The sequence below is a fragment of the Micromonospora sp. GCM10011542 genome (assembly GCF_042650685.1).
Taxonomy (GTDB): Bacteria; Actinomycetota; Actinomycetes; order Mycobacteriales; family Micromonosporaceae; genus Micromonospora.
Map to the genome: position 1 here is coordinate 105,961 of NZ_JBHSBO010000061.1, position 21,333 is coordinate 127,293.

Consider the following 21,333-nt stretch of genomic DNA (forward strand, 5'->3'; position numbering starts at 1 on the left):
GGGGTGCGTGACCGCCGCCCTCGCCCCCGCCGTGCTCGACGTGGCGCAGTGGCAGGCCCGGCGCCGGACCCACGAGCAGCGGGTGGACGTCTGGCTGACGCCGCACCTGGCCCGCCGGCGGCGCGGCGAGCGGCACCCGGTGGCGGACTTCCTGTTCACCTACTACTCGCACCGCCCCGCCCAGCTGCGCCGCTGGCATCCGGGGGCCGGCGTGGAGCTGCACGGCGCGGACCCGGCCGAGTTCGGCCGGGACTACCGCGCCACGCCCGCCGGGGTCGCGCTCGACACCGAGGCGGTACGCGCCCGCCGCGCGGAGTCGGTGGAGTGGATCCGATCGCTGCTGGTGGCCACCGCCGAGCGGACGCCGCACTTCGGCTGCTTCGGGATGCACGAGTGGGCGATGGTCTACCGGCAGACCCGCGAGGAACTGCGGCACAACGCGTGGCCGCTGCGACTGAGCCCGGAGCGGACCGCCGCCCTCGTCGAGGAGCGGGGGGTGCGGTGCAGCCACTTCGACGCGTTCCGGTTCTTCACCGCGCCGGCCCGGCCGCTGAACCTGCTCACCCCGACCCGGGAGACCCAGCACGCCCACGAGCAGCCGGGCTGCCTGCACGCCAACATGGACCTGTACAAGTGGGCGTACAAGCTCTCCCCGCTGGTCCCCTCGGAGCTGGTGGCCGACTGCTTCGAGCTGGCGAGGGACATCCGGACCCTGGACATGCGGGCCTCCCCGTACGACCTGTCCGACCTGGGCTACCCGCCGGTGGAGGTCGAGACGGTCGACGGCCGGCACGAGTACGTGCAGGCGCAGCGGTCGTTCGCCGAGCGCGCCGCGCCCCTGCGCGCCCGTCTCGTCGAGGAGTGCGACCGGCTCCGTCCCGCCTCGGGCGGCTGAGCCGGCACGGGTGGAGCGGTCAACGGCCGGCTCAGCCGGCGGGCCGCGTACGCAGGCCGTCGACGAGCAGCGCGACCACCGCCGCCAGGTCGTCGTCGAGCCCCGGCTCGTTCCACTCGGTGACGTGCGCCGGGTGGTGGAAACGGGCGGTGGCCTGCAACAGCGCCCGACCGGCCACCGCGGGGTCGGACGCGCTGAACTCACCGGCAGCCACCCCGTCCGCCACGATCACGCTGAGCTGACCGGCGAGGATCTCCAGGTGGGTGGCGACCGCGCCCTCGGAGAGGGTGGCCAACTGGTGGAAGTTGTCGAACAGCTCGGGATCCTCGCGGGCCATCCGGCGCTTGGTGCCGCTCAGCTCGGCCAGCCACCGGCGTAGCCGCTGCGGCGCCGGGTCGGTGCCGGTGGCCACCGCCACCAGCGGGGTGGAGACCCTGGCCAGCCAGCGTTCGGCGACCGCCTCGCGCAGCGCGGCCTTGCTGGCGAAGTGCCGGTAGACGCTGCCGTGGCTGACGCCGAGCGCGCGGGCCACGTCCAGCACGGTGGCCTTGGCCGGGCCGTACCGGCGCAGCACCTCCTCGGCGGTGTCGAGGATGCGGTCGGCGGACAGGGCGGTGGCGTCGCTCATGAGCCCAGCCTCCCTGACCGCGCGGACGGCCGTGGCGCGGCCCCCGGCCGGCGGTCGCGCCACGGTCGGGAGGTCATGCGCGCTCGCTGTCCAGGTGCGCCATCTGCGCCTCGTCGTAGCGGGTGCCCGCCGCGGCGCCGGCGGGGACGGCGGCCTCGATCGCGGCCAGGTCCGCCCCGGTCAGGGCGAGCTCGGCGGCGCCCAGGGCCTCGCTGAGCCGGTCGCGGCGACGGGCACCGATCAGCGGCACGATGTCCCCGCCCCGGGAGAGCACCCAGGCGATGGCGATCTGCGCCACCGTGACGCCCCGGGCCTCGGCGATGGCGCGCAGCGCGTCCACCAGGGCCAGGTTGCGGTCGAGGTTCTCGCCGGTGAACCGGGGCAGGTGGGCACGGAAGTCGGTGCCGGCGGTCTGCCGGTTCGCCGTCCAGTGACCGCTGATCAGGCCGCGGGAGAGCACCCCGTACGCGGTGATCCCGACGCCCAGTTCGCGGGCCACCGGCAGGATCCCGGCCTCCAGGGTGCGGGAGATCAGCGAGTACTCGATCTGCAGGTCGGCGATCGGGTGCACGGCGTGCGCCCGGCGCAGTGTCTCCGCGCCCACCTCGGAGAGGCCGATGTGCCGGACGTACCCGGCGTCCACCAGCTCGGCCAGGGTGCCCACCACGTCCTCCACCGGCACCTCGGGCGAGAGCCGGGCGGGACGGTAGATGTCCACGTGGTCGGTGCCGAGGCGCCGCAGCGTGTACGCGAGGAAGTTCTTGATCGCGGCCGGCCGCACGTCGATGCCGTTCCAGCCGCCGTCGGCGTCGCGCAGCGCCCCGAACTTGACGCTGATCACGGCGTCCTCCCGGTTGCGGCCGCGCAGCGCCTCGCGCAGCAGCAGCTCGTTGTGCCCCATCCCGTAGAAGTCGCCGGTGTCGAGCAGGGTCACGCCGGCGTCCAGCGCGGCGTGGATGGTCGCGATGCTCTCGGCCTCGTCGGCGGCGCCGTAGAGGTCCGACATGCCCATCAGGCCGAGCCCGAGCGCGGAGACGGCCGGGCCGGTGGTGCCGAGGGTGCGGGTGTCCATGGGTGTTCCTCTCAACCGTGGTGACGGATTGAGCGTACATCTGTTGACTGACAGATCACAGATTTTGTCAGTCAAAGGCCGCCGAGGTCGCGGGCCGGCCGGCGCGCACATACCAAACGAGCGCGATGAGATCGCCGGGGTCGGGCCCGGTGCCAGGCCGGTCCGTGCCGGACCGGCCGCCGGTGCCGGGCCTAGTCGCCGTCCACCCGGCGGTCACGCTTGCGCTGGGACTGACGCTTCTTCTCGGCCAGCCGCCGTTCCTTGGCGCCCCGGGACGGGCGGGTCGGCCGGCGCGGCGGCGGTGGGGGCGCCGCCGCCTCCCGCAGCAACGCGGCCAACCGCTCCCGGGCCGCCTCCCGGTTGGCCAGCTGCGCCCGGTGCTCGCTGGCGGCGATGGTCAGGACCCCGTCGACCAGGCGGTTGGCCAGCCGGTCCAAGGCCCGCGCCCGGACCGACTCGGGCACGCCGGGCGAGTTGGCGAGGTCGTAGCTCAGCTCGACCCGGGAGTCAGCGGTGTTGACGCCCTGCCCACCCGGGCCGGACGAGCGGGAGAAGCGCTCCCGCAGCTCTCCGGCGGGGACGACCCACCGGTCGGTCACCCGCAGCCCGTCGTCCACCAACCGAGGCTAACCCGTGCGCGCGGCCCGGTGGTCACCGGCGGGCAGGCTCACTGCGCGTCGCGGACGGGCTGGGCGTCGGACCGGCGGTTTCCTCGTCGGAGCCGGCCGCCGCGTACGCCACCGCACCGACCAGCAGCAGGGCGATCACGCCGACCTTGGTGGTGACCACCCGGATCAGCAGCCAGGCGCCGCGCCGGGCACCCGGCACCGACCTCTTGATGGTCTGGTAGTCGCTCCACCCGCGCCGCGCCCGGGCGTACGCCGACCCCACACCGCATCCGATGACCAGGCCCACCAGCAGGAGGACCGCGAGAAGAGGACGCTCCACCTCCGCCAGTATCCAGACCCAGCGTGATATTTCCATGCCCCGATGCTTTCGCGCCGGATATCCGACAGTCCGGCCGTTCCCAGGGCCGGATCGGGAGATCACCGCAGCTCAGCCGCCCTTGCCGATGATCGTGTCGGCGGTCTGCTGCACCTGCTCGATGGGGATCGCGAAGCCGATGCCGATCGACCCGGTGCCGTCGATGGTGGCGATCGCGGTGTTCACCCCGACCACCTCGCCGCGGGCGTTGACCAGCGGGCCGCCCGAGTTGCCGGGGTTGATGGAGGCGTCGGTCTGCACCGCGGTGTGCCGGTTGTTGCCGAGGCGCACCGGGCGGTCCAGCGCGCTGACGATACCGGCGGTGACCGTGCCGGACAGCCCGAGCGGGGACCCGACCGCCAGCACCGGCTCACCGACGCGGGTGGCGCCCGGCTTGGCCAGCGGCAGCGGCGCCAGCCCGGCCGACGGCGGCACCTTCAGCACCGCAAGGTCGCTGCGCGGCTCCCGGCCGACCACCTCGGCGGCGAACCGCCGGCCGTCCGGCAGCTCCACCGTCACCGGTCCCCCGCCCGCCTTGGCCAGGATGTGATCGTTGGTGATCAGGTGCTGCTGGTCGTCCACGGCGAACCCGGACCCGTTCGCCGACGCCCCGCTGGCGCCGCCCCCGGCGAGCACCGACACCACCCCCGGCACGGTCCGCTGCGCGGCGGTGACCAGCTCCGCCGGCACCGGGGCGGCCGACGCGGCAGCCGGGCCCGGGGTGCCGTCCCGGCCGGCCACCACGCCACCGGCGACGGCGCCCGAGACGGTGGAGAGCGCCACCACGGCGAGCGCGGCGAGCAGACGGCCGGGCCGGCGCCGCCCACCCGGTCCCCGCCCGTTCCCCGGCACGTCCCAGTTGCCCCGCCCGTCCGGGTCGAGCTGCGGGGAGATGAACCAGGGACCACGCGGTTCGCCCAGTCCGGTCTGCACTGCCATGCGTACTCCTCACGGTCGGGTGTCGCCCTGCGCGGCGGGTGTCCTGCGGCTCAGGGCAGGCGGGAGAACCAGCGCATCGAGCCGGCGGCGGCGCCCATCGCGAAGACCAGCCCGAGGCCGATGAACCGGGCGGAGATGTCCTGGCGCTCGCTGCGGTAGCCGACCGAGGTGCCGATGTCGTCGTACACCGCGCGCAGCTCCTCGGTGGTGCTGGCCTCGTGGAACATGCCGCCGGTCTGTTCGGCGACCGCCTTGAGCGTCTGCCCGTCGACGGGCACCTGGATCGGTCGGCCGCCCCGGTCCACGTAGCCGGACGGGGTCCCGAAGGAGATGGTGTGCACCGGCACCTTGGCCTCGACCGCGTCCGCCGCCGCCTCCATCGGGTCCATCCCGGAGGTGTTCGCCCCGTCCGAGAGCAGGATGATCCGGGCCGGCGGCGGCTGCTTGGCGGCCTCGCTGTCCAGGCCCTTGACCGCGCCGAGCGAGGTGTTGATGGCCTCGCCGATCGCCGTCCCCTGGACCCCGGTCACCCCCTCGGCCAGTCGCTCGATCCCCTCGTCGAGGGCCTCCCGGTCGGTGCCGGGCGGCACCAGCACGGCGGCGCTGCCGGCGAACGCGACCAGCCCGACGTTGAACTCGTCCGGCAGGCCCTCGATGAAGCGGCGGGCCGCCTGCTTGGCCGCGGCCAGCCGGTCCGGTTCCACGTCGGTGGCGAGCATCGAGGTGGAGACGTCCACCGCCACCATCACCGTGGCGCGTTCCCGGGGCACCCGGACCTCCGCGGTGGGCCGGGCGAACCCGACCACCAGCAGCGCCAGCATGGCCAGGAACAGCCCGGCGGGTACGTGCCGCCGCCAGGCCGGGCGTTGCGGGGCCACCCGGTCCAGCAGGCGCAGGTTGGTGAACCGCACGGCGTAGCGGCTGCGTCCGCGCTGCATCACCAGATACGCCACGACCAGGGCGAGGACCCCGAGCAGCAGCCAGAGCCGCAGCGGCGACTGCCAGGTCACGCGGCACCTCCCCGGGCTGCCCCGGCCGGGGCGGCGGCCAGCCGGCGCTGGGCGTGCACGTGCCGGACGATGTCCACACTCCAGTCCCGGTCCGTGCGCAGCGCCAGGTGCGTCGCCCCGCTGCGGCGCAGCGCCGCGCGGACCTGGTCGCGTTGGGCGGCGGCGGCCGCCGCGTACCGCTCCCGCAGCCGCCGGTCCGAGGTGCAGACCTCGCGGCTGCGGCCGGTCTCCGGGTCGATCAGGGTGATCAGGCCGACGTCCGGCAGTTCCAGCTCACGCGGGTCGGTCACCTCCACCACGAGCACCTGGTGCCGCACCGCCAGCCGGCGCAGGCTCCGCTCCCACGGCGGTGGCTGGCCGGGATCGTCGGGCAGCCCGTCGAGGAAGTCGGAGACCACCACCACCAGGCCGCGCCGGGTGGCGAACCGCTGCACCGAGGCGAGCCCGTCGGCCAGCTCCGGCGGGTCGGCCGGCCGGTGGTCACCGGTGGTACGTGGGGCGGCCAGCAGCGCGCGCAGCAGGCCGAGCAGATGGGTACGCCCGCTGCGGGCCGGAAAGGAGCGCACGCCGTCCGCCCGCAGCACCTGGGCACCGAGGCGGTTGCCGACTCCCGCGGTCAGGAAGCCGACCGCCGCGACCGCGGCCACCGCCAGCTCCCGCTTGTCCAGTTCGGCGGTGCCGAACTCCATGCTGGGGGTGGCGTCGATGAGCAACCAGGTGGTCAGCTCCCGGTCGGCGTCGACCTGCCGGACGTGCGGCACGGTGGTGCGGGCGGTCACGGCCCAGTCCATGCGACGCACCTCGTCCTCGCCCGGCCGGTACTCGCGGCTGCCGGCCGGCTCGCTGCCCGGCCCGGGCAGCAGTCCGCGGTACTGGCCGTGCAGCAGCCCGTCCAGGCGCCGGGTGACGGTCAGCTCGAGGCGGCGCAGTCGCTGGTTCGGGGCCAGCTCGGTGAGGCCGGGGTCGGCCGTCGCGGCGCTCGGGCGCCTCATGCCGCCGCCAGGTCGGCGTGCTGCGCCTGACCGGTGGCGAGCCGGGGCGGTGGCACGGCGTCGACCAGTCGGCGGACCACGGCCTCGGCCGAGACGCCGTCGGCGACCGCGTCGAAGGAGAGCACCAGCCGGTGGGCGAGGACGTCCACGGCCAGTTCGCGGACATCCTCGGGCAGCACGTACTCGCGTCCCCGCAGCAACGCCTGGGCTCGGGCCGCCGCGACCAGGCCGAGGGTGGCTCGTGGGCTGGCTCCGTACGCGAGCAACGGCGCGATGTCCGGCAGGCCGAAGCGGCCCGGGTCCCGGGTGGCGAGGATGAGCCGCACCACGTACTCGGCGAGCGCGTGGTGCACGAAGACGCGTTCGGCGCGGGCCTGGAGGTCCAGCAGCCGCTGGGCGTCGAGCACCTGGCGGGCCCGCGGCCGGTCGCTGCTCATCCGGTAGAGGATGGTCAGCTCGTCGGCGTCGCTGGGGTAGTCCACGACGACCTTCATGAGGAACCGGTCGCGCTGCGCCTCCGGGAGCTGGTAGACCCCCTCGGACTCGATCGGGTTCTGGGTGGCCAGCACCAGGAACGGCGCCGGGACCGGCCAGCTGCGCCCGCCGATGGAGACCTGCCGCTCGGCCATCGCCTCCAGCAGCGCCGACTGGACCTTGGCCGGGGCCCGGTTGATCTCGTCGGCGAGCACCAGGTTGGCCATGATCGGGCCGAGTTCGATGTCGAAGGTCTCCTTCGACGCCCGGTAGATGCGGGTACCCACGATGTCCGAGGGGACCAGGTCCGGGGTGAACTGGATCCGGGAGAAGGTGCCACCGACCACGGTGGCGAGGGTCTGCGCGGCCAGCGTCTTGGCCACGCCGGGCACCCCCTCCAGGAGGCAGTGCCCGTTGGCGATCAGAGCGGTGAGCAGGCGTTCGACGAGCCGATCCTGCCCGACGATCACGCGTTTGACCTCGAAGAGGGTCTGTTCCAGCTCGACGCCGGTCGGTTCGGGATCGACCGGGCTGGGCATGCTGGCCAGGGTGTCCGAGATGTCCGTCACGGTGCTTGCTTCCCGTGGCGACGGCCCGGCAAACGTCGGATTATCGGCGCCGAAGCGTCCCTTGTGCCCCCTGATCGGGAGGAACTGCCCTGCCGGGGGACAACGGCCCCGGGACCGGTACGACCCTCGCGGCGGGCGGCAGACCGGGTACGGAGAAGGCCACCGCGGGGTGGCCTTTCCCGTCGAGACGGGCACCGGCCCCCACGGTCCGCGTGAGGGCCGGCGACCGCGCGCGTCAGGAGGTGTGGACGACCAGGTGGAAGCCCAGGTCGGCCGGGGCGCCGGCCGAGTTGCGGGTCTGCACGAACACCGCGTTGGGCGTGCTGAGTCGGCGCGCGACCGAGATCTCGCCGGGCGCCGGGATGCAGCAGGCGTCGGCGCGCCCGATGGTGGCCACGTAGACACCCCCGGTCACGTTGTACGCGTACTGCACCTCGTACTGACCCACGCCGTACTTGATGACCGTGCCGACACCACGCGACCTGGTGCCGTTGGCGTTGACGACGGTGATCGCGGTGCTGGCGGCGAGGGTGGTGGCGTTCGCCTTCAGCGCGGCCCGCGCCTTGCGCGCCGATTCCGCCGTCACCGGCGGCTGGCTGTCGGTACGCCGGGCCGCGGGCTGGACGGTTTCCTGCGGCGCCTTCGCCGACGGCTGGGCGACGGCGATGCCGCCCCCGGCCAGGGTGAGCGCCAGAGCAGCGAACGTGGCCGCTGCCGCCTTACGTCGGAAAGATGTGGTCATGACAGGTCCCCCTTGTGTGACCGTACGAATTCGGCCGACCCGCAAGGGCGGGACGGACGACTGCCGTTGGCTGTTCCGCGACGAGACTCGGGCCGGAGGAAACAATCTCACGCGAACCGTGATCGTTGATTTACCAACCGATCTACATCCGGCTTGAGCTGGGATTACTACTCAGAGTTGCGTCGCTTGAACCAGGTGGAACGTAGCACCATAAAAAGCCGAGCGTCAATAGTCGATCACGTTTTAATGGGCTGCCAATCAGCCGTCAGGCAATTGTGAGAAGTGAGTCCACAACCATTCACGAAATTGCGCGACGCCGGCTTCCGCTACCCTGACCGCCATGATCGTCGACAGGTCGCCGTTCCCCGCCACGCACCGCGCGCGCCGGATCGGCACCGGGCTCTGCTGGCTGGCCGTCGCACCGGCGGCCGCCTGGGCTGTCGTCCGGCTGGCCGGCCTGGACCGGGGGCCACTGGTGCAGGCGCTCGCCTTCACCCCGTACGTCGCGGGTGGGAGTCTGCTGGCCCTGGTGCTCGCCCTCGCCCTGCGGCGCTGGCGCCCGGCGGCGGTCGCGGCGGTGGCCGCCGTGGCGCTGCTCGGCGCGGTCGCGCCCCGGGCCCTGCCCGCCGCGCAGCCGGCCACCACCGGGCCGACCGTGCGGCTGCTCACCGCCAACCTGCTGGCCGGCGGCGCCGACGCCGGGACGCTTGTCGAGCTGGTCCGGCGGCACCGGGTGGACGTGCTCACCGTGCAGGAGTTCACCCCCGCCGCGCAGGCCGACCTCGACCGGCTGGGACTGGACCGGCTGCTGCCGCACCGGCAGCTCAACGCGCAGGACGGCACGCCCGGCTCCGGGCTCTACTCGCGGTGGCCGATCAGCGACGCCGGTATCCGGCACAACCTGGGTGGCTGGGGATTCAGCCAGGCCTACGGCACGGTGAGCGTGCCCGGCGCGCCACCGGTACGCGTCGAGTCGGCCCATCCGTCGGCGCCGTACGCGCTGGACCAGGTCGGCTTCTGGCGCACCGACCTGGCCGCGCAGCCGCCGGCCACCCCGCACGACGGCCTGCGCATCCTCGCCGGCGACTTCAACGCGACCCTCGACCACGGCCCGCTGCGGGCCCTGGTGCGCACCGGCTACGTGGACGCCGCCGACGCCACCGGGCGGGGGCTGGTCGGCACGTGGGGGCCCTACGACGGCGACCTGATCCCCCCGGTCACCATCGACCACGTCCTGGTCGACCGCCGCATCGCGGTTCGGGAGCTGACCGTGCACGGCCTCCCCCGCACCGACCACCGTCCCGTCCTGGCCACCCTGCGTCTCCCGGCCGGCTGACCGTCAGACGTGCGCGCGGTCGAGCCCGTAGGTGAGGGCGTCCACGAGCGCGTGCCAGCTCGCCTCGACCACGTTGGGGTGCACGCCCACCGTGGTCCAGTCCCGGCCGGCGGTGTCGGTGGTCTCCAGCAGCACCCGGGTGATCGCGCCGGTGCCGTGGCTGCCCTCCAGGATGCGGACCTTGTAGTCGGCCAGCTCGAAGTCGCGCAGCTCCGGGTAGTGCCGGGCCAGCCCGACCCGCAGCGCCTCGTCGAGGGCGTTGACCGGGCCGTTGCCCTCGGCGGTGGCGATCACCCGCTCGCCGCGTACCCGGATCTTGACGGTCGCCTCGGAGACCACCGCGCCGTCCTCGCGGTGCTCGACCAGCACGCGGTACGACTCCAGCGCGAACGGCCGGGCCGGCCCGCCCTCGGGCAACTCGGATCGGACCAGCAGCTCGAAGGAGGCGTCCGCGGCCTCGAAGGACCAGCCGCCGGCCTCCAACTCCTTGACCCGGTTGGTGACCCGGCTCAGCGTCTCCGGCTGGCCGGCCAGGTCCAGCCCGAGCTCGCGGCTCTTGAGCTCGATGCTGGCCCGGCCGGCCATCTCGGTCACCAGGATCCGCATGTCGTTGCCCACCACCGACGGGTCCACGTGGTTGTAGAGCAACGGGTCGACCTTGATCGCACTCGCGTGCAGCCCCGCCTTGTGGGCGAAGGCGGCGGCCCCGGCGTACGCCTGGTGGGTGTCGGGGGCGATGTTGGCGATCTCGGCGATGGCGTGCGAGACCCGCACCATCTGCGCCAGGCAGCCCTCCGGTAGGACGGGCATGCCGAGCTTGAGCTGGAGGTTGGCGACGACCGCGAAGAGGTCGGCGTTGCCGGGGCGCTCGCCGTACCCGTTGGCGGTGCCCTGCACGTGCCGGACGCCCGCCTCGACGGCGGCGATCGTGTTGGCCACCGCGCAGGCGGTGTCGTTCTGCGCGTGCATGCCGAGCAGGTCGGCACCGATCCCGAGCCGCTCGGTCAGGTCGGTGATCACGGCGGTCACCCGCGACGGCAGCATGCCGCCGTTGGTGTCGCAGAGCACCATCCGCTCGGCACCGGCGGCCAGCGCGGTCCGCACCACGGCCGCCGCGTACGCGGGGTCGTGCCGGTAGCCGTCGAAGAAGTGTTCGCCGTCGACGAAGACCCGGCGCCCCTCGCGGACCAGGTGCGCGACCGTGTCGTGGATCATCGCGAGGTTCTCCGCGCCGGTGGTCCGCAGGGCCCGCTCGACGTGCCGCAGGTCGGCCTTGGCAACCAGCGCCACTGCCGGGGTCTGCGCGTCCAGCAGGCCGCGCACCTGCGGGTCGTCGGCGACCGCGACACCGGCCTTGCGGGTGGCGCCGAAGGCGACCAGCAGTGCGTGGCGCAGGGTCAGCTCGGTGCGGGCGCGACGGAAGAACTCGGTGTCCTTGGGCACCGCGCCCGGCCAGCCGCCCTCGATGAAGCCGACCCCGAACTCGTCGAGCAGCCGGGCCACCGCCAGCTTGTCGACCACCGAGTAGGTGAGCCCCTCGCGCTGGGCGCCGTCGCGCAGGGTCGTGTCGAAGACCTGGAACGTCATCAGGATCCTTTCTCGGAGCAGCAACAAAAAGACCCCCCGCGGTATGCGGGAGGTCTGCGCGCTCGGCGGAGGGGAGGGCCGGCGCGCTAGGTCGCGATAATCAGGGCGGTGCTGGTCACGGTCGCCACTCTGCCACCCCGCACCGGTTTTGGGAGGAACAATCCACATGCCGAGACAGTGACGGAGTGTCGCCGTACCTCAGCCGCCGTCCGAACCGGACCACGACCCACCGTTGGTGATCGACTTCACAAGACAGCGTGCCGCTGAGCGGCGAAAACAGCCCTGCGGGCAGTATCTGGAACCGATCCAGTTTCCGGCCTCGTGCCGCTCCCAAGGAGGACCCGTGCTCACTGTCGGTGACCGCTTCCCCGAGTACGAACTCACCGCCTGCGTGTCCCTCGACGCCGACAAGGCGTTCGAGACGATCAACCACAAGTCCCACGAGGGCAAGTGGCGGGTGGTCTTCTTCTGGCCGAAGGACTTCACCTTCATCTGCCCCACGGAGATCGCCGAGTTCGGCCGGCTCAACGGCGAGTTCGCCGACCGGGACGCCCAGGTCCTCGGCGCGTCGGTGGACAACGAGTTCGTCCACTACGCGTGGCGCAAGGACCACCCCGACCTGCGCGAGCTGCCGTTCCCGATGCTCAGCGACATCAAGCGTGAGCTGGCCGCCGCCTGCGGCGTGCTCGGCGAGGACGGCGTGGCGCAGCGGGCGACGTTCATCGTCGACCCGAACAACGAGATCCAGTTCGCCATGGTCACCGCCGGCTCCGTGGGCCGCAACGTCTCCGAGGTCCTGCGGGTGCTCGACGCGCTGCAGACCGACGAGCTGTGCCCGTGCAACTGGAACAAGGGCGGCGAGACCCTGGACGCCAACGCGCTCCTCGCCGGTGCCGGGGCCTGACATGGGTCTCGACGCGATCAAGGCGGCCCTGCCCGAGTACGCCAAGGACATCAAGCTCAACCTCGGCTCCACCGTCGGCACCTCGACGCTGACCCCGGTGCAGGCCTGGGGCACCGCGCTGGCCTGCGCGGTGTCGGCCCGCAACCCGATGGTCCTGCGCGAGATCGCCGCCGACGCCGCCGAGCAGCTCACGCCGGAGGCGGTCGAGGCCGCCAAGGGCGCGGCGGCCATCATGGCGATGAACAACGTCTACTACCGGGCCAAGCACCTCATCGGCGACGAGCAGTACGCCTCGATGCCGGCCCGGCTGCGGATGCAGATCATCGCCCGGCCCGGCGTGGACAAGGGCGACTTCGAGCTGTGGTGCCTCGCCGTCTCGGCCATCACCGGCTGCGGGGTGTGCCTTGAGTCGCACGAGAAGACGCTGCGCGGCAGCGGCTTCACCCGGGAGCAGGTGCACGAGGCGCTGCGGATCGCCGCCGTGGTGCACGCCGCGGCGGTCACCCTCGACGCCGAGGCCGCACTGGCCTGAGCGGTGCCGTCAAGGGCCGGCCGGTCGCACCGGCCGGCCCTTTCCGTGGGTACGGACAGGTGTAGCGATCTCGACACCGGGTAGGACATGGGGCTGACAGGGCACCAACCCCCGATCAGTCGAGTAGAGGAGTGAAACGCCATGGAGCGGCTCGACCCTCGAACGACCCACGGGACGCCGGACCCGTTCGTGCACGGTGGACAGGGCGCCTTCCCGGGTGACACGCCCGGCGGCACCTTCGACCCGTGGCGCTACCGGGACGAGGCCGGGGTTACCGGCGTCGACCTGGTGGGCTACAAGGTGGAGGCGAACGACGGCGGCATCGGCAAGGTGGACCAGGCCAGCCATGAGGTGAACTCCAGTTACCTCGTGGTCGACACCGGTCCGTGGATCTTCGGCAAGAAGGTCATGATCCCTGCCGGGACCGTCAACCACGTCGACCACGACGAGCGGAAGGTCTACGTCGACCGGAGCAAGGACCAGATCAAGGCCGCGCCCGAGTACGACGAGACCGCCGACACCGACCCGGCCTACCGGGACAAGCTCGGTGGCTACTACGGCGAGACGTACTCGGCCATTCCCCCGGGTACCGCCAGGTAACGGTGGATCCTGTTGACGGCCGGTGGGGCTTTGCCCCACCGGCCGTTACCGTGTGAGCGTGGACGCCACCGAGATGAAGCGCAGGATCCCCTTCTCCGCGATGTTCAACTTCCGTGATGTCGGGGGCTACCAGGGCCACGGTGGGCGCACCGTGCGTTGGGGCCGCCTCTACCGCTCCGACTCGTTGCACCGCATCGACGAGACCGACCGGGAGGCGTTCGCCGCCCTCGGCGTCCGGACCGTCATCGACCTGCGCCGACCGTACGAGGTGGACCGGGACGGTCGGGTGCCGCCGTACGAGGGGCTGACCTACCGGCACATCCACCCGGAGCACGCGGAGTGGGGCGAGCGGCCGTACCAGGCGGGTGACAGCCTTCCCCGCTACCTCGCCGACCGGTACGCCGACCTGGCCCAGACCGGCACCGCAGGCCTGGCCGAGGCGGTCGGGCTGATCGCCGACTCGGCCAACGCCCCGGTCGTGGTGCACTGCGTGGCCGGCAAGGACCGCACCGGCATCGTGTGCGCGCTGACCCTGGCGGTGCTCGGCGTGGACGACGACGACATCGCCGCCGACTACGCGCTGAGCACCGAGGCGTCGGCGCGGTTCAGCGCCTGGCTGGCGGCCGCCATGCCGGACGTCGAGGAGCCACCGAGTCCGTTCCTGTCCTCGCCGGCCGAGGCGATGTCGCTGTTCCTCGCCGAGTTGCGTGCGGGCTACGGCTCGGTCGAGGGCTACCTGCGGCACGCCGGCGTCACCGACGCGCAGCTCGCCGCACTCCCCGAGCACCTGCTCGACTGACCGGCCGGCGTCGCGCCCGTCCGGCGACGGGCGCGACGGTCGTGCGGACGGTCAGAGGACCTGGCGCACCCAGCCGTGCGGGTCGGCGGCCCTGCCGCGCTGGATGTCCACCAGTTGCTGGCGCAGCGCCATGGTGACCCGGCCGGGCTCGCCTCCGCCGATCAGGAACTCGCCGTCGGGGAAGCGGACCCCGCCGATCGGCGTGATCACCGCGGCGGTGCCGCAGGCGAAGACCTCGCGCAGGCGGCCGCTGGCGGCGTCGGCCTGCCAGTCGGCGAAGGTGACCGGCCGCTCCTCGACCCCGTGCCCCGCCTCGGCGGCCAGCGTGAGGACCGCGTCGCGGGTGATGCCGGGCAGGATGGTGCCGGTCAGCGGCGGGGTGACCACGGTGTCGTCGTCGTAGACGAAGAAGACGTTCATGCCACCGAGCTCGTCGACGAAGCGGCGCTCCACCGCGTCCAGGAAGACCACCTGGTCGCAGCCGGCCTCGATCGCCTCGGCCTGCGCCGCCAGCGAGGCGGCGTAGTTGCCGCCGCACTTGGCCGCGCCGGTGCCGCCCGGCGCCGCGCGGGTGTAGTCCGGGGAGACCCAGACGGTGACCGGCTTGACGCCGCCGCTGAAGTACGCCCCGACCGGCGAGGCGATCACCATGTAGAGGTACTCGTTGGCCGGCCGGACGCCGAGGAAGACCTCGCTGGCGAACATGAACGGCCGCAGGTAGAGGCTGCCGTCGGGACCCGTGGGGATCCACTCCCGGTCCACCTCGATGAGCTTGTGCAGCGAGTCGACGAACACCTCCGGCGGCAGCGCCGGCATCGCCATCCGCTGGGCCGAGGCGACGAAACGGGACGCGTTGGCGTCCGGGCGGAACATGGTCACGCCCCCGTCGGCGGTCCGGTACGCCTTGAGCCCCTCGAAGATCTCCTGCGCGTAGTGCAGCACCGCGCTGGCCGGATCCATCGGGATCGGTGCGCGCGCCTCGACCCGGGCGTCGTACCAGCCCTTGCCCTCGGCGTAGCGGATGGTGACCATGTGGTCGGTGAAGACCCGACCGAAGCCGGGGTTGGCCAGCAGGGCGGCCCGGTCGGCGGCGGATACCGGCGCGGGATTCGGACGGATCTCGAAGTCGAGCTTGTCACCACCGCTCATCGCGCTGACCTCCCTGCGGGACAACGGCATGCGGGACCGCACACCGACATGGCTGGTGCCAGAAACTTACCCCGAACGGTCGTTCAGCGGGTAGCTCCGCCTGGACGGATCGAGGACGCCGGATGGCACGCGCCGGACCGGCGCGTCGCCGGTGGACCGGGGGCGGTCAGGCTACGGCGTGCGCGGCGAGCCGGTCGCCGACCTCGGCGGTACGCAGCGGTACGCCCGGCGTCCGGCCGGCGAGCTCGGCGCCGACCGCGGCGGTGACCCGGGCCGCGGCGTCGTGCTGACCGAGCTGCTCCAGCAGCAGCGCCACGGAGAGCACGGCGGCGACCGGGTCGGCGACGCCCTGGCCGGCGATGTCCGGCGCCGAGCCGTGCACCGGCTCGAACATGGAGGGGTACGCCCCCTCGGGGTTGATGCTGCCGCTGGCGGCCAGCCCGATGCCGCCGGTCACCGCGGCGGCGATGTCGGTGAGGATGTCGCCGAAGAGGTTGTCGGTGACCACCACGTCGTAGCGCTGCGGCTGGGTGACCAGGAACATCGCGGCCGCGTCGACGTGCTGGTACTCGGTGGCGACGTCCGGGTGCTCGGCGGCGACCGCGTCGAAGGTACGCGCCCAGAGCGACCCGGCGTGGGTGAGCACGTTGGTCTTGTGCACCAGGGTGACCTTGCGCCGCTCCCGGCGGCCCGCGCGGGCGAACGCGTCACGGATCACCCGCTCCACGCCGTGCCGGGTGTTCAGGCTCTCCTCGGTGGCGATTTCGGCGGGCGTGTCCCGGTGCAGCGAGCCACCGGCGCCGGCGTAGAGCCCCTCGGTGCCCTCACGGACCACCACGAGGTCGACCTCGCCCGGCTTCACGCTGCCCAGCGGGCCGGCGACCCCGGGCCAGAGCCGGGACGGGCGCAGGTTGACGTACTGGTCGAAGGCGAAGCGGAGCTTGAGCAGCAGACCCCGCTCCAGGACGCCCGGGGGCACCGTTGGGTCGCCGACGGCGCCGAGCAGGATCGCGTCGTGCCCGGCCAGCTCGGCCAGCACCGAGTCCGGCAGCACCTCTCCGGTACGGTGCCAGCGGGCCGCGCCGAGGTCGTACTCGGTGGCCTGCACACCGGGCAGCACGGCGTCGAGGACCTTGCGGGCCTGCGTGACCACCTCGGGCCCGATGCCGTCCCCGGCCACCACCGCGATCCGTGCCACGCCCGTGCTCCTCTGCTCGGCTGCCTCCGTCGGGGCAACGGTACGTCGCCGTCCCGGCTCCCGGTACGCGGCTTCCAGAATCTGGGAAACGCGATGCACAGGACCCTCCCAGGTCAGACTCATGGTCCAGTCATCTTCGCTGCCTAGCGTGGGGGCAGCGGGTCACGGGGGCCCGTGTCCGGGGCCGCGACGAGGCGGCGCCAACTGCGAGGGAGTCACGTGATGCGCATCGACGAGCAGCCGCGAACCCGCTGGCCCGACCCGTCGGCCTTCCGGAGCCGCCGCCCGGACCTCCGGCTCGGCACCCGCCGGCACCGCGTCGACGCGACCAGCGCCACCAGCGACGGCCGCATCGCCGTGCAGCACACCGTCCGCACCGCGACCGCCGAGTACACCCTGCTGCTCAACGCGCCCGAGTGGCTCGGCCGGCGCGGGGTCGGCGAGGCGCTGCGCGACACCGTCGCCGAGCTGCGCGCCATCGACCTCACCTACGGCCCCAACCAGCCGCAGAGCCTCGTCTCCAAACTGCGCCGGGGCGAGATCAGCCCCGAGTCGTACCCGCCGCTGGCCGACCTGGTGGACCGCTGCGCGGCGATGCGCGCCGCCACCGACGGCTGGTTCGACGCCTGGGCGGTGCCCGGCGGCTTCGACCCGGGCGGCCTGCTCGGCGGCTGGGCGGTGGAGCGGGCTGCGGCCCGGCTGCGTGCCGCCGGCATCCACGACTACGCGGTGCTCGCCGGAGCCGACCTGGTGGTACGCGGCCGCGCTCCGCACGGCGGACCGTGGCGGGTGGCGGTGCACCATCCCACCGATCGACGTCGGGCGCCGCTGGTGCTGGAGATGACCGCCGGCGCGGTGGGCACCTCCGGGGTGACCGGGCGACGGGGGCACGTGGTGGACCCGCACACCGGCGAGCCGGCCGATCAGCTGGTCGCCGCGACCGTCGTCGGGCCGGACCTTGCGGTCGCCGACGCCTACGCCACCGCGCTCTACGCCGCGGGCCCGACCGGGCTGGCCTGGTTCCGCGCCGGCTCCGACTATCGCGCGCTCTTCGCCCACCGGCGCTGAGCGGGATGTCGTCGCACGAGCCCGCCTCACCGCGGTGCTCCGGCCCGATTCGCACCTCGACCGCCTGCCGGTCTCCTCGGGCCGCGATCGGCCCCCACGGTCTCGGCAACGATCGTGAGGGCCGGTCAGCGACGAGTGCGCGTGGCTCGCGCAATCGAGGGGTGCGGACCGGTCGGGTCGGACGTCGACCGCGCCACCCGAAGACGGGCCGGCGCCGCGAGCTCGGCCAGTGACCGCATCGGTACGCTAGCGAATCGACGCAACTCGACGCAAGAGTCTCCACAGCGGACCGTCGTGGTGCGAGCGTGGCGGGTCGCGGATTGGCCTGCGGCGAGGCAGTTTCGACATGGTGAACGACGGATGGCACGCTGTCCGCCGTGAGTTTCGATCTGAGCGTGTGGGCCCTGGCGGACGGGGCGACGCCCGAGGACGTACGGGCCGCGGTGCAGGGCTGCCGGCAGGGGCAGCACGTCGACCGGTACCCGGATCCCCGGGTCGTCGGCTTCTACCGGGCGATCACCGCCACCTACCCCGACCGGCACCCGGGGCCGGACAGCCCGTGGGCGGTGGCGCCGCTGCACGCGGCGCACGACCACGTGGAGCTGAACCTGCACCCGACCTGTGCGGACCAGGTGCTGCTCGACATCGAGCGGCTCGCCGGCGAGCACGGGCTGATGCTCTTCGACGCCCAGGACGGGTCGGTCTACCCGCCACCGGCACGGCTGCCCGGCTGAGCCGGTCCACGCGGGGCCGGGACACCAGCCCACGTACGGCAAAGGGGCCCGGCGGATCGCCGGGCCCCCCGTGGTGCTGCCTGGGACTACTCGTCGCGCAGGTCCGCCGCGCTGGCCGCGACCGCGCCGATCGAGTCGGCCACCGAGCTGAGCAGGTCGGCGCCGAGCGCCTGGTCGACGGTGAGCGTCATCAGCGTTTCGCCGCCGGCCTCCCGGCGGGCCACCTGCATGGCCGCGATGTTGATGCCGGCCGCGCCGAGCAGGGTGCCCACGGTGCCGACCACGCCCGGCCGGTCGACGTAGCGCAGGAAGAGCAGGATGCCCTCCGCGCCGATCTCCACGTCGAAACCGTCCACCTCGGTCAGCTTGATGACGTCCCGGGCGCCGCTCTGGGTGACCGTGCCGGAGACGCTCACCGTGCGCCCGTCCGGCAGCGCCCCGCGCACCGTGACCAGGGTGGGGTGCTCGGCCGTCTCGGCCAGGGTGGCCAGGGCCACCTCGACGCCGCGCTCGGCGGCCAGGTGCGGCGCGTTGACGTAGGTGACCTGCTCCTCGACCACCGAGCTGAACAGCCCCTTGGTGGCGGCGAGCTTGAGCACCGAGACGTCGTGCGCGACGATCTCGCCGCGTACCTCGACGGTGACGCTGGCGGCGACCCCGCCGGCGACGGCGGTGAAGGCCCGACCTAGCTTCTCGGCCAACGGCAGCAGCGGCCGCACGTCCTCGGCGACCACGCCACCGGCCTGCACGTTCACCGCGTCGGGGACGAACTCGCCCTGCAACGCGAGCTTCACGCTCTTGGCCACCGCCAGGCCCGCCTTGTCCTGCGCCTCGTGCGTGGAGGCGCCCAGGTGTGGGGTGGCCACCACGTTGTCGAAGGCGAACAGCGGCGAGGAGGTGCAGGGCTCCTTGCTGTAGACGTCCACGCCGGCGCCGGCGACCCGGCCTTCGGCGATCGCGTTCGCGAGGGCCTGCTCGTCGACCAGCCCGCCCCGGGCGGCGTTCACGATCCGCACGCCGGGCTTGACGACCGCCAGCTCCTTCTCACCGATCAGGCCCACCGTCTCCGGGGTCTTGGGCAGGTGGATGGAGATGAAGTCGCTCTCGCGCAGCAGCTCCTCCAGGCCGACCAGACGCACACCGAGCTGGGCCGCACGGGCCGGCTGAATGTACGGGTCGTACGCGATGAGCCGGGTGCCGAACGCGGCGATGCGCTGGGCGAAGAGCACGCCGATGCGGCCGAGGCCGACCACGCCGACGGTCTTGCCCTGGATCTCCACGCCGGTGTACTTCGACCGCTTCCACTCCCCCGCCTTCAGCGCCGCGCTGGCGCTGGCGGTGTTGCGGGCGACCGCCAGCAGCAGGGCGACGGCCTGCTCGGCGGCGGAGACGATGTTGGAGGTGGGAGCGTTGACGACCATGACGCCCCGCGCGGTGGCGGCCGGCACCTCGACGTTGTCCAGCCCGACGCCGGCCCGGGCGACCACCTTGAGCCGCGGCGCGGCCGCGATCGCCTCGGCGTCGATCTGGGTGGCGCTGCGCACGATCACCGCGTCGGCCTCGGAGAGAGCGGAGAGCAGGGCCGGCCGATCGGTGCCGTCGACGTGGCGTACGTCGAAGTCGTGGGCGAGCACCTCGATGGCGGCGGGAGCGAGTTCTTCGGCGATCAGTACGACAGGATTCATCGGTCCTCGTAGACGTCGTATGCGGTCGGCCCGGGGCGTCCGGACGCCTCGCTGCGCCCTGCGCTGATCCGTGGCCATGGCCGTGCAGGTGCCGGCTACGCACCTATCAGGGATCGTAGGTGGCCCGATGGCCGGCGTGTCCCGGACGGCGGGGTGAGCGCCCTCACACAGGGTCGTCGCACGCCTGCCATCTGACGTTCACCCGACGCGCCCGGTGGCGTGGCCCGGATACCAGGCTGGCGAAGCGGCTCGATCGCGTCGCGTCGGTCGACCGTCGTCGAGCTGCCGCGGCCCGCGATCCGACGCCGGGGAGAGCGTCGGGTCGCGGGCCGCGTCGCGGTGTCCCGGTGGGGTGGGGCCGCGTCAGGCGGTCTCGGTGATCGGGCGGTCCACCCAGCTCATCATGCCGCGCAGCTTCCGGCCGGTCTCCTCGATCGGGTGCGCCGCACCCTCGGCCCGCCACTTGGTGAAGTTCGGCCGGCCCGCCTCGTCCTCGGCCACCCACTCCCGGGCGAACTCGCCGGACTGGATCTCGCCGAGGATCTTGCGCATCTCCTCCTTGACCCGCGCGTCGATGACCCGGGGACCGCGGGAGAGGTCGCCGTACTCGGCGGTGTCGGAGATGCTGTAGCGCATCTTGGCGATGCCGCCCTCGTACATCAGGTCGACGATGAGCTTCAGCTCGTGCAGGCACTCGAAGTAGGCCACCTCGGGGGCGTAGCCCGCCTCGGTGAGCACCTCGAAGCCGGTCTGCACCAGCGCCGCCGCGCCACCGCAGAGCACCGCCTGCTCGCCGAAGAGGTCGGTCTCGGTCTCCTCGGTGAAGGTCGTCCGGATCACGCCGGCGCGGGTGCCGCCGATGCCCTTGGCGTACGACAGGGCCAGCGCGAGGGCGTTGCCGCTGGCGTCCTGCTCGACGGCGACGAGGCAGGGCACGCCCTTGCCGTCGGCGTACTGGCGGCGGACCAGGTGACCGGGCCCCTTGGGCGCGATCATGGCCACGTCCACCTCGGCCGGCGGCTTGATCAGCCCGTACCGGATGTTGAACCCGTGGCCGAAGAGGAGCGCCTTGCCCGGGGCGAGGTGCGGCTCGATCGACTCGGTGTAGAGGCCGCGCTGGGCGGTGTCCGGAGCGAGCACCATGATCACGTCGGCCTCGGTCGCCGCCTGCGCCGGCGTCACCACCCGCAGGCCCTGCTCCTCGGCCTTGGGGCGGCTCTTCGAGCCCTCCGGCAGGCCGATCACCACGTCGACGCCGGAGTCGCGCAGCGACAGCGCGTGGGCGTGGCCCTGGCTGCCGTAGCCGATCACCGCGACCTTCCTGGCCTGGATCAGGCCCAGGTCGGCGTCGTCCTCGTAGTACACCTCAACGCTCATGAAACTTCCCTTTCGTACGGCGGCCCGGGCGGCCCGTCGTGGAATGTGCGGATGGGTTG

22 protein-coding genes are annotated in these 21,333 nt (G+C 73.1%); 8 read left to right on the forward strand and 14 right to left on the reverse strand.

Annotated elements, in window-relative coordinates; all coding sequences use genetic code 11:
- Window positions 1-7 precede the first annotated feature (7 nt).
- Window positions 8-895, forward strand: coding sequence for a 3-methyladenine DNA glycosylase (locus ACFOW4_RS25975; protein ID WP_377532403.1), 888 nt, complete (start codon window positions 8-10; stop codon window positions 893-895).
- 31 nt (window positions 896-926) lie between these two features.
- Here ACFOW4_RS25975 and ACFOW4_RS25980 read toward each other — a convergent pair whose 3' ends face one another.
- From ACFOW4_RS25980 to ACFOW4_RS26020, 9 genes are all read right to left on the reverse strand, one after another.
- A complete protein-coding gene (locus ACFOW4_RS25980; protein WP_377532406.1) occupies window positions 927-1,523 on the reverse strand; it encodes a TetR family transcriptional regulator in 597 nt (198 codons plus the stop codon).
- Between the two features lie 73 nt (window positions 1,524-1,596).
- Window positions 1,597-2,595, reverse strand: a complete 999-nt coding sequence (locus ACFOW4_RS25985) for an aldo/keto reductase (protein WP_377532409.1) — start codon at window positions 2,593-2,595, stop codon at window positions 1,597-1,599.
- 191 nt (window positions 2,596-2,786) lie between these two features.
- Window positions 2,787-3,212, reverse strand: coding sequence for an alternative ribosome rescue aminoacyl-tRNA hydrolase ArfB (gene arfB / locus ACFOW4_RS25990; RefSeq protein WP_377532411.1), 426 nt, complete (start codon window positions 3,210-3,212; stop codon window positions 2,787-2,789).
- Between the two features lie 34 nt (window positions 3,213-3,246).
- Window positions 3,247-3,543: a hypothetical protein gene (locus ACFOW4_RS25995; RefSeq protein ID WP_377532414.1), complete on the reverse strand. Its 297-nt coding sequence runs from the start codon at window positions 3,541-3,543 to the stop codon at window positions 3,247-3,249.
- 108 nt (window positions 3,544-3,651) lie between these two features.
- Window positions 3,652-4,518, reverse strand: coding sequence for a S1C family serine protease (locus tag ACFOW4_RS26000; protein WP_377532416.1), 867 nt, complete (start codon window positions 4,516-4,518; stop codon window positions 3,652-3,654).
- 50 nt (window positions 4,519-4,568) lie between these two features.
- Window positions 4,569-5,528 (reverse strand): VWA domain-containing protein, encoded by a 960-nt coding sequence (locus ACFOW4_RS26005; protein ID WP_377532418.1) that lies wholly within the window; start codon window positions 5,526-5,528, stop codon window positions 4,569-4,571.
- Window positions 5,525-6,520, reverse strand: a complete 996-nt coding sequence (locus ACFOW4_RS26010; protein ID WP_377532421.1) for a DUF58 domain-containing protein — start codon at window positions 6,518-6,520, stop codon at window positions 5,525-5,527. Before ACFOW4_RS26010 ends, ACFOW4_RS26005 begins: the two co-directional genes overlap by 4 nt.
- On the reverse strand, window positions 6,517-7,563 hold the full coding sequence (locus ACFOW4_RS26015; protein ID WP_377532424.1) for an AAA family ATPase: 1,047 nt from the start codon (window positions 7,561-7,563) through the stop codon (window positions 6,517-6,519). The genes ACFOW4_RS26010 and ACFOW4_RS26015 overlap by 4 nt, the downstream gene beginning before the upstream one ends.
- Before the next feature lie 235 nt (window positions 7,564-7,798).
- Entirely contained in the window at window positions 7,799-8,305 is a 507-nt protein-coding gene (locus tag ACFOW4_RS26020; RefSeq protein ID WP_377532427.1) for a hypothetical protein, read from the reverse strand.
- Window positions 8,306-8,645: 340 nt separating this feature from the next.
- Between ACFOW4_RS26020 and ACFOW4_RS26025 the strand changes: the two genes are divergently transcribed.
- Complete coding sequence (locus ACFOW4_RS26025; protein ID WP_377532430.1) at window positions 8,646-9,641, forward strand: endonuclease/exonuclease/phosphatase family protein; 996 nt, start codon at window positions 8,646-8,648, stop codon at window positions 9,639-9,641.
- 3 nt (window positions 9,642-9,644) lie between these two features.
- Here ACFOW4_RS26025 and cimA read toward each other — a convergent pair whose 3' ends face one another.
- Window positions 9,645-11,228, reverse strand: coding sequence for a citramalate synthase (cimA, locus tag ACFOW4_RS26030; RefSeq protein ID WP_377532433.1), 1,584 nt, complete (start codon window positions 11,226-11,228; stop codon window positions 9,645-9,647).
- 343 nt (window positions 11,229-11,571) lie between these two features.
- Between cimA and ACFOW4_RS26035 the strand changes: the two genes are divergently transcribed.
- The 4 genes from ACFOW4_RS26035 to ACFOW4_RS26050 all read left to right on the forward strand — a co-directional run bounded on the left by ACFOW4_RS26035 (window position 11,572) and on the right by ACFOW4_RS26050 (window position 14,063).
- Window positions 11,572-12,132 (forward strand): peroxiredoxin, encoded by a 561-nt coding sequence (locus ACFOW4_RS26035; RefSeq protein ID WP_377532435.1) that lies wholly within the window; start codon window positions 11,572-11,574, stop codon window positions 12,130-12,132.
- Between the two features lies 1 nt (window position 12,133).
- Window positions 12,134-12,664: a carboxymuconolactone decarboxylase family protein gene (locus tag ACFOW4_RS26040; RefSeq protein WP_377532438.1), complete on the forward strand. Its 531-nt coding sequence runs from the start codon at window positions 12,134-12,136 to the stop codon at window positions 12,662-12,664.
- Window positions 12,665-12,805: 141 nt separating this feature from the next.
- The gene (locus tag ACFOW4_RS26045; protein ID WP_377532441.1) at window positions 12,806-13,264 is read left to right on the forward strand and encodes a PRC-barrel domain-containing protein; all 459 of its coding nucleotides are present in this window, start codon (window positions 12,806-12,808) and stop codon (window positions 13,262-13,264) included.
- Between the two features lie 73 nt (window positions 13,265-13,337).
- A complete protein-coding gene (locus ACFOW4_RS26050; RefSeq protein WP_377532741.1) occupies window positions 13,338-14,063 on the forward strand; it encodes a tyrosine-protein phosphatase in 726 nt (241 codons plus the stop codon).
- A 51-nt stretch (window positions 14,064-14,114) separates the two neighbouring features.
- Here the strand turns inward: ACFOW4_RS26050 and ACFOW4_RS26055 are convergent, their stop codons facing one another.
- Window positions 14,115-15,212, reverse strand: a complete 1,098-nt coding sequence (locus ACFOW4_RS26055; protein WP_377532444.1) for a branched-chain amino acid aminotransferase — start codon at window positions 15,210-15,212, stop codon at window positions 14,115-14,117.
- Window positions 15,213-15,378: 166 nt separating this feature from the next.
- Window positions 15,379-16,410, reverse strand: coding sequence for a 3-isopropylmalate dehydrogenase (locus tag ACFOW4_RS26060; RefSeq protein WP_377532446.1), 1,032 nt, complete (start codon window positions 16,408-16,410; stop codon window positions 15,379-15,381).
- A 222-nt stretch (window positions 16,411-16,632) separates the two neighbouring features.
- On the opposite strand from ACFOW4_RS26060, the gene ACFOW4_RS26065 reads away from it, so the two are divergent.
- Window positions 16,633-17,478, forward strand: coding sequence for an FAD:protein FMN transferase (locus tag ACFOW4_RS26065; RefSeq protein ID WP_377532449.1), 846 nt, complete (start codon window positions 16,633-16,635; stop codon window positions 17,476-17,478).
- Between the two features lie 377 nt (window positions 17,479-17,855).
- Entirely contained in the window at window positions 17,856-18,212 is a 357-nt protein-coding gene (locus ACFOW4_RS26070) for a hypothetical protein (RefSeq protein ID WP_377532452.1), read from the forward strand.
- A gap of 86 nt (window positions 18,213-18,298) precedes the next feature.
- Here the strand turns inward: ACFOW4_RS26070 and serA are convergent, their stop codons facing one another.
- Complete coding sequence (gene serA, locus ACFOW4_RS26075) at window positions 18,299-19,897, reverse strand: phosphoglycerate dehydrogenase (RefSeq protein WP_377532454.1); 1,599 nt, start codon at window positions 19,895-19,897, stop codon at window positions 18,299-18,301.
- 363 nt (window positions 19,898-20,260) lie between these two features.
- Entirely contained in the window at window positions 20,261-21,319 is a 1,059-nt protein-coding gene (gene ilvC / locus ACFOW4_RS26080; protein WP_377532743.1) for a ketol-acid reductoisomerase, read from the reverse strand.
- Window positions 21,320-21,333: the final 14 nt, after the last annotated feature.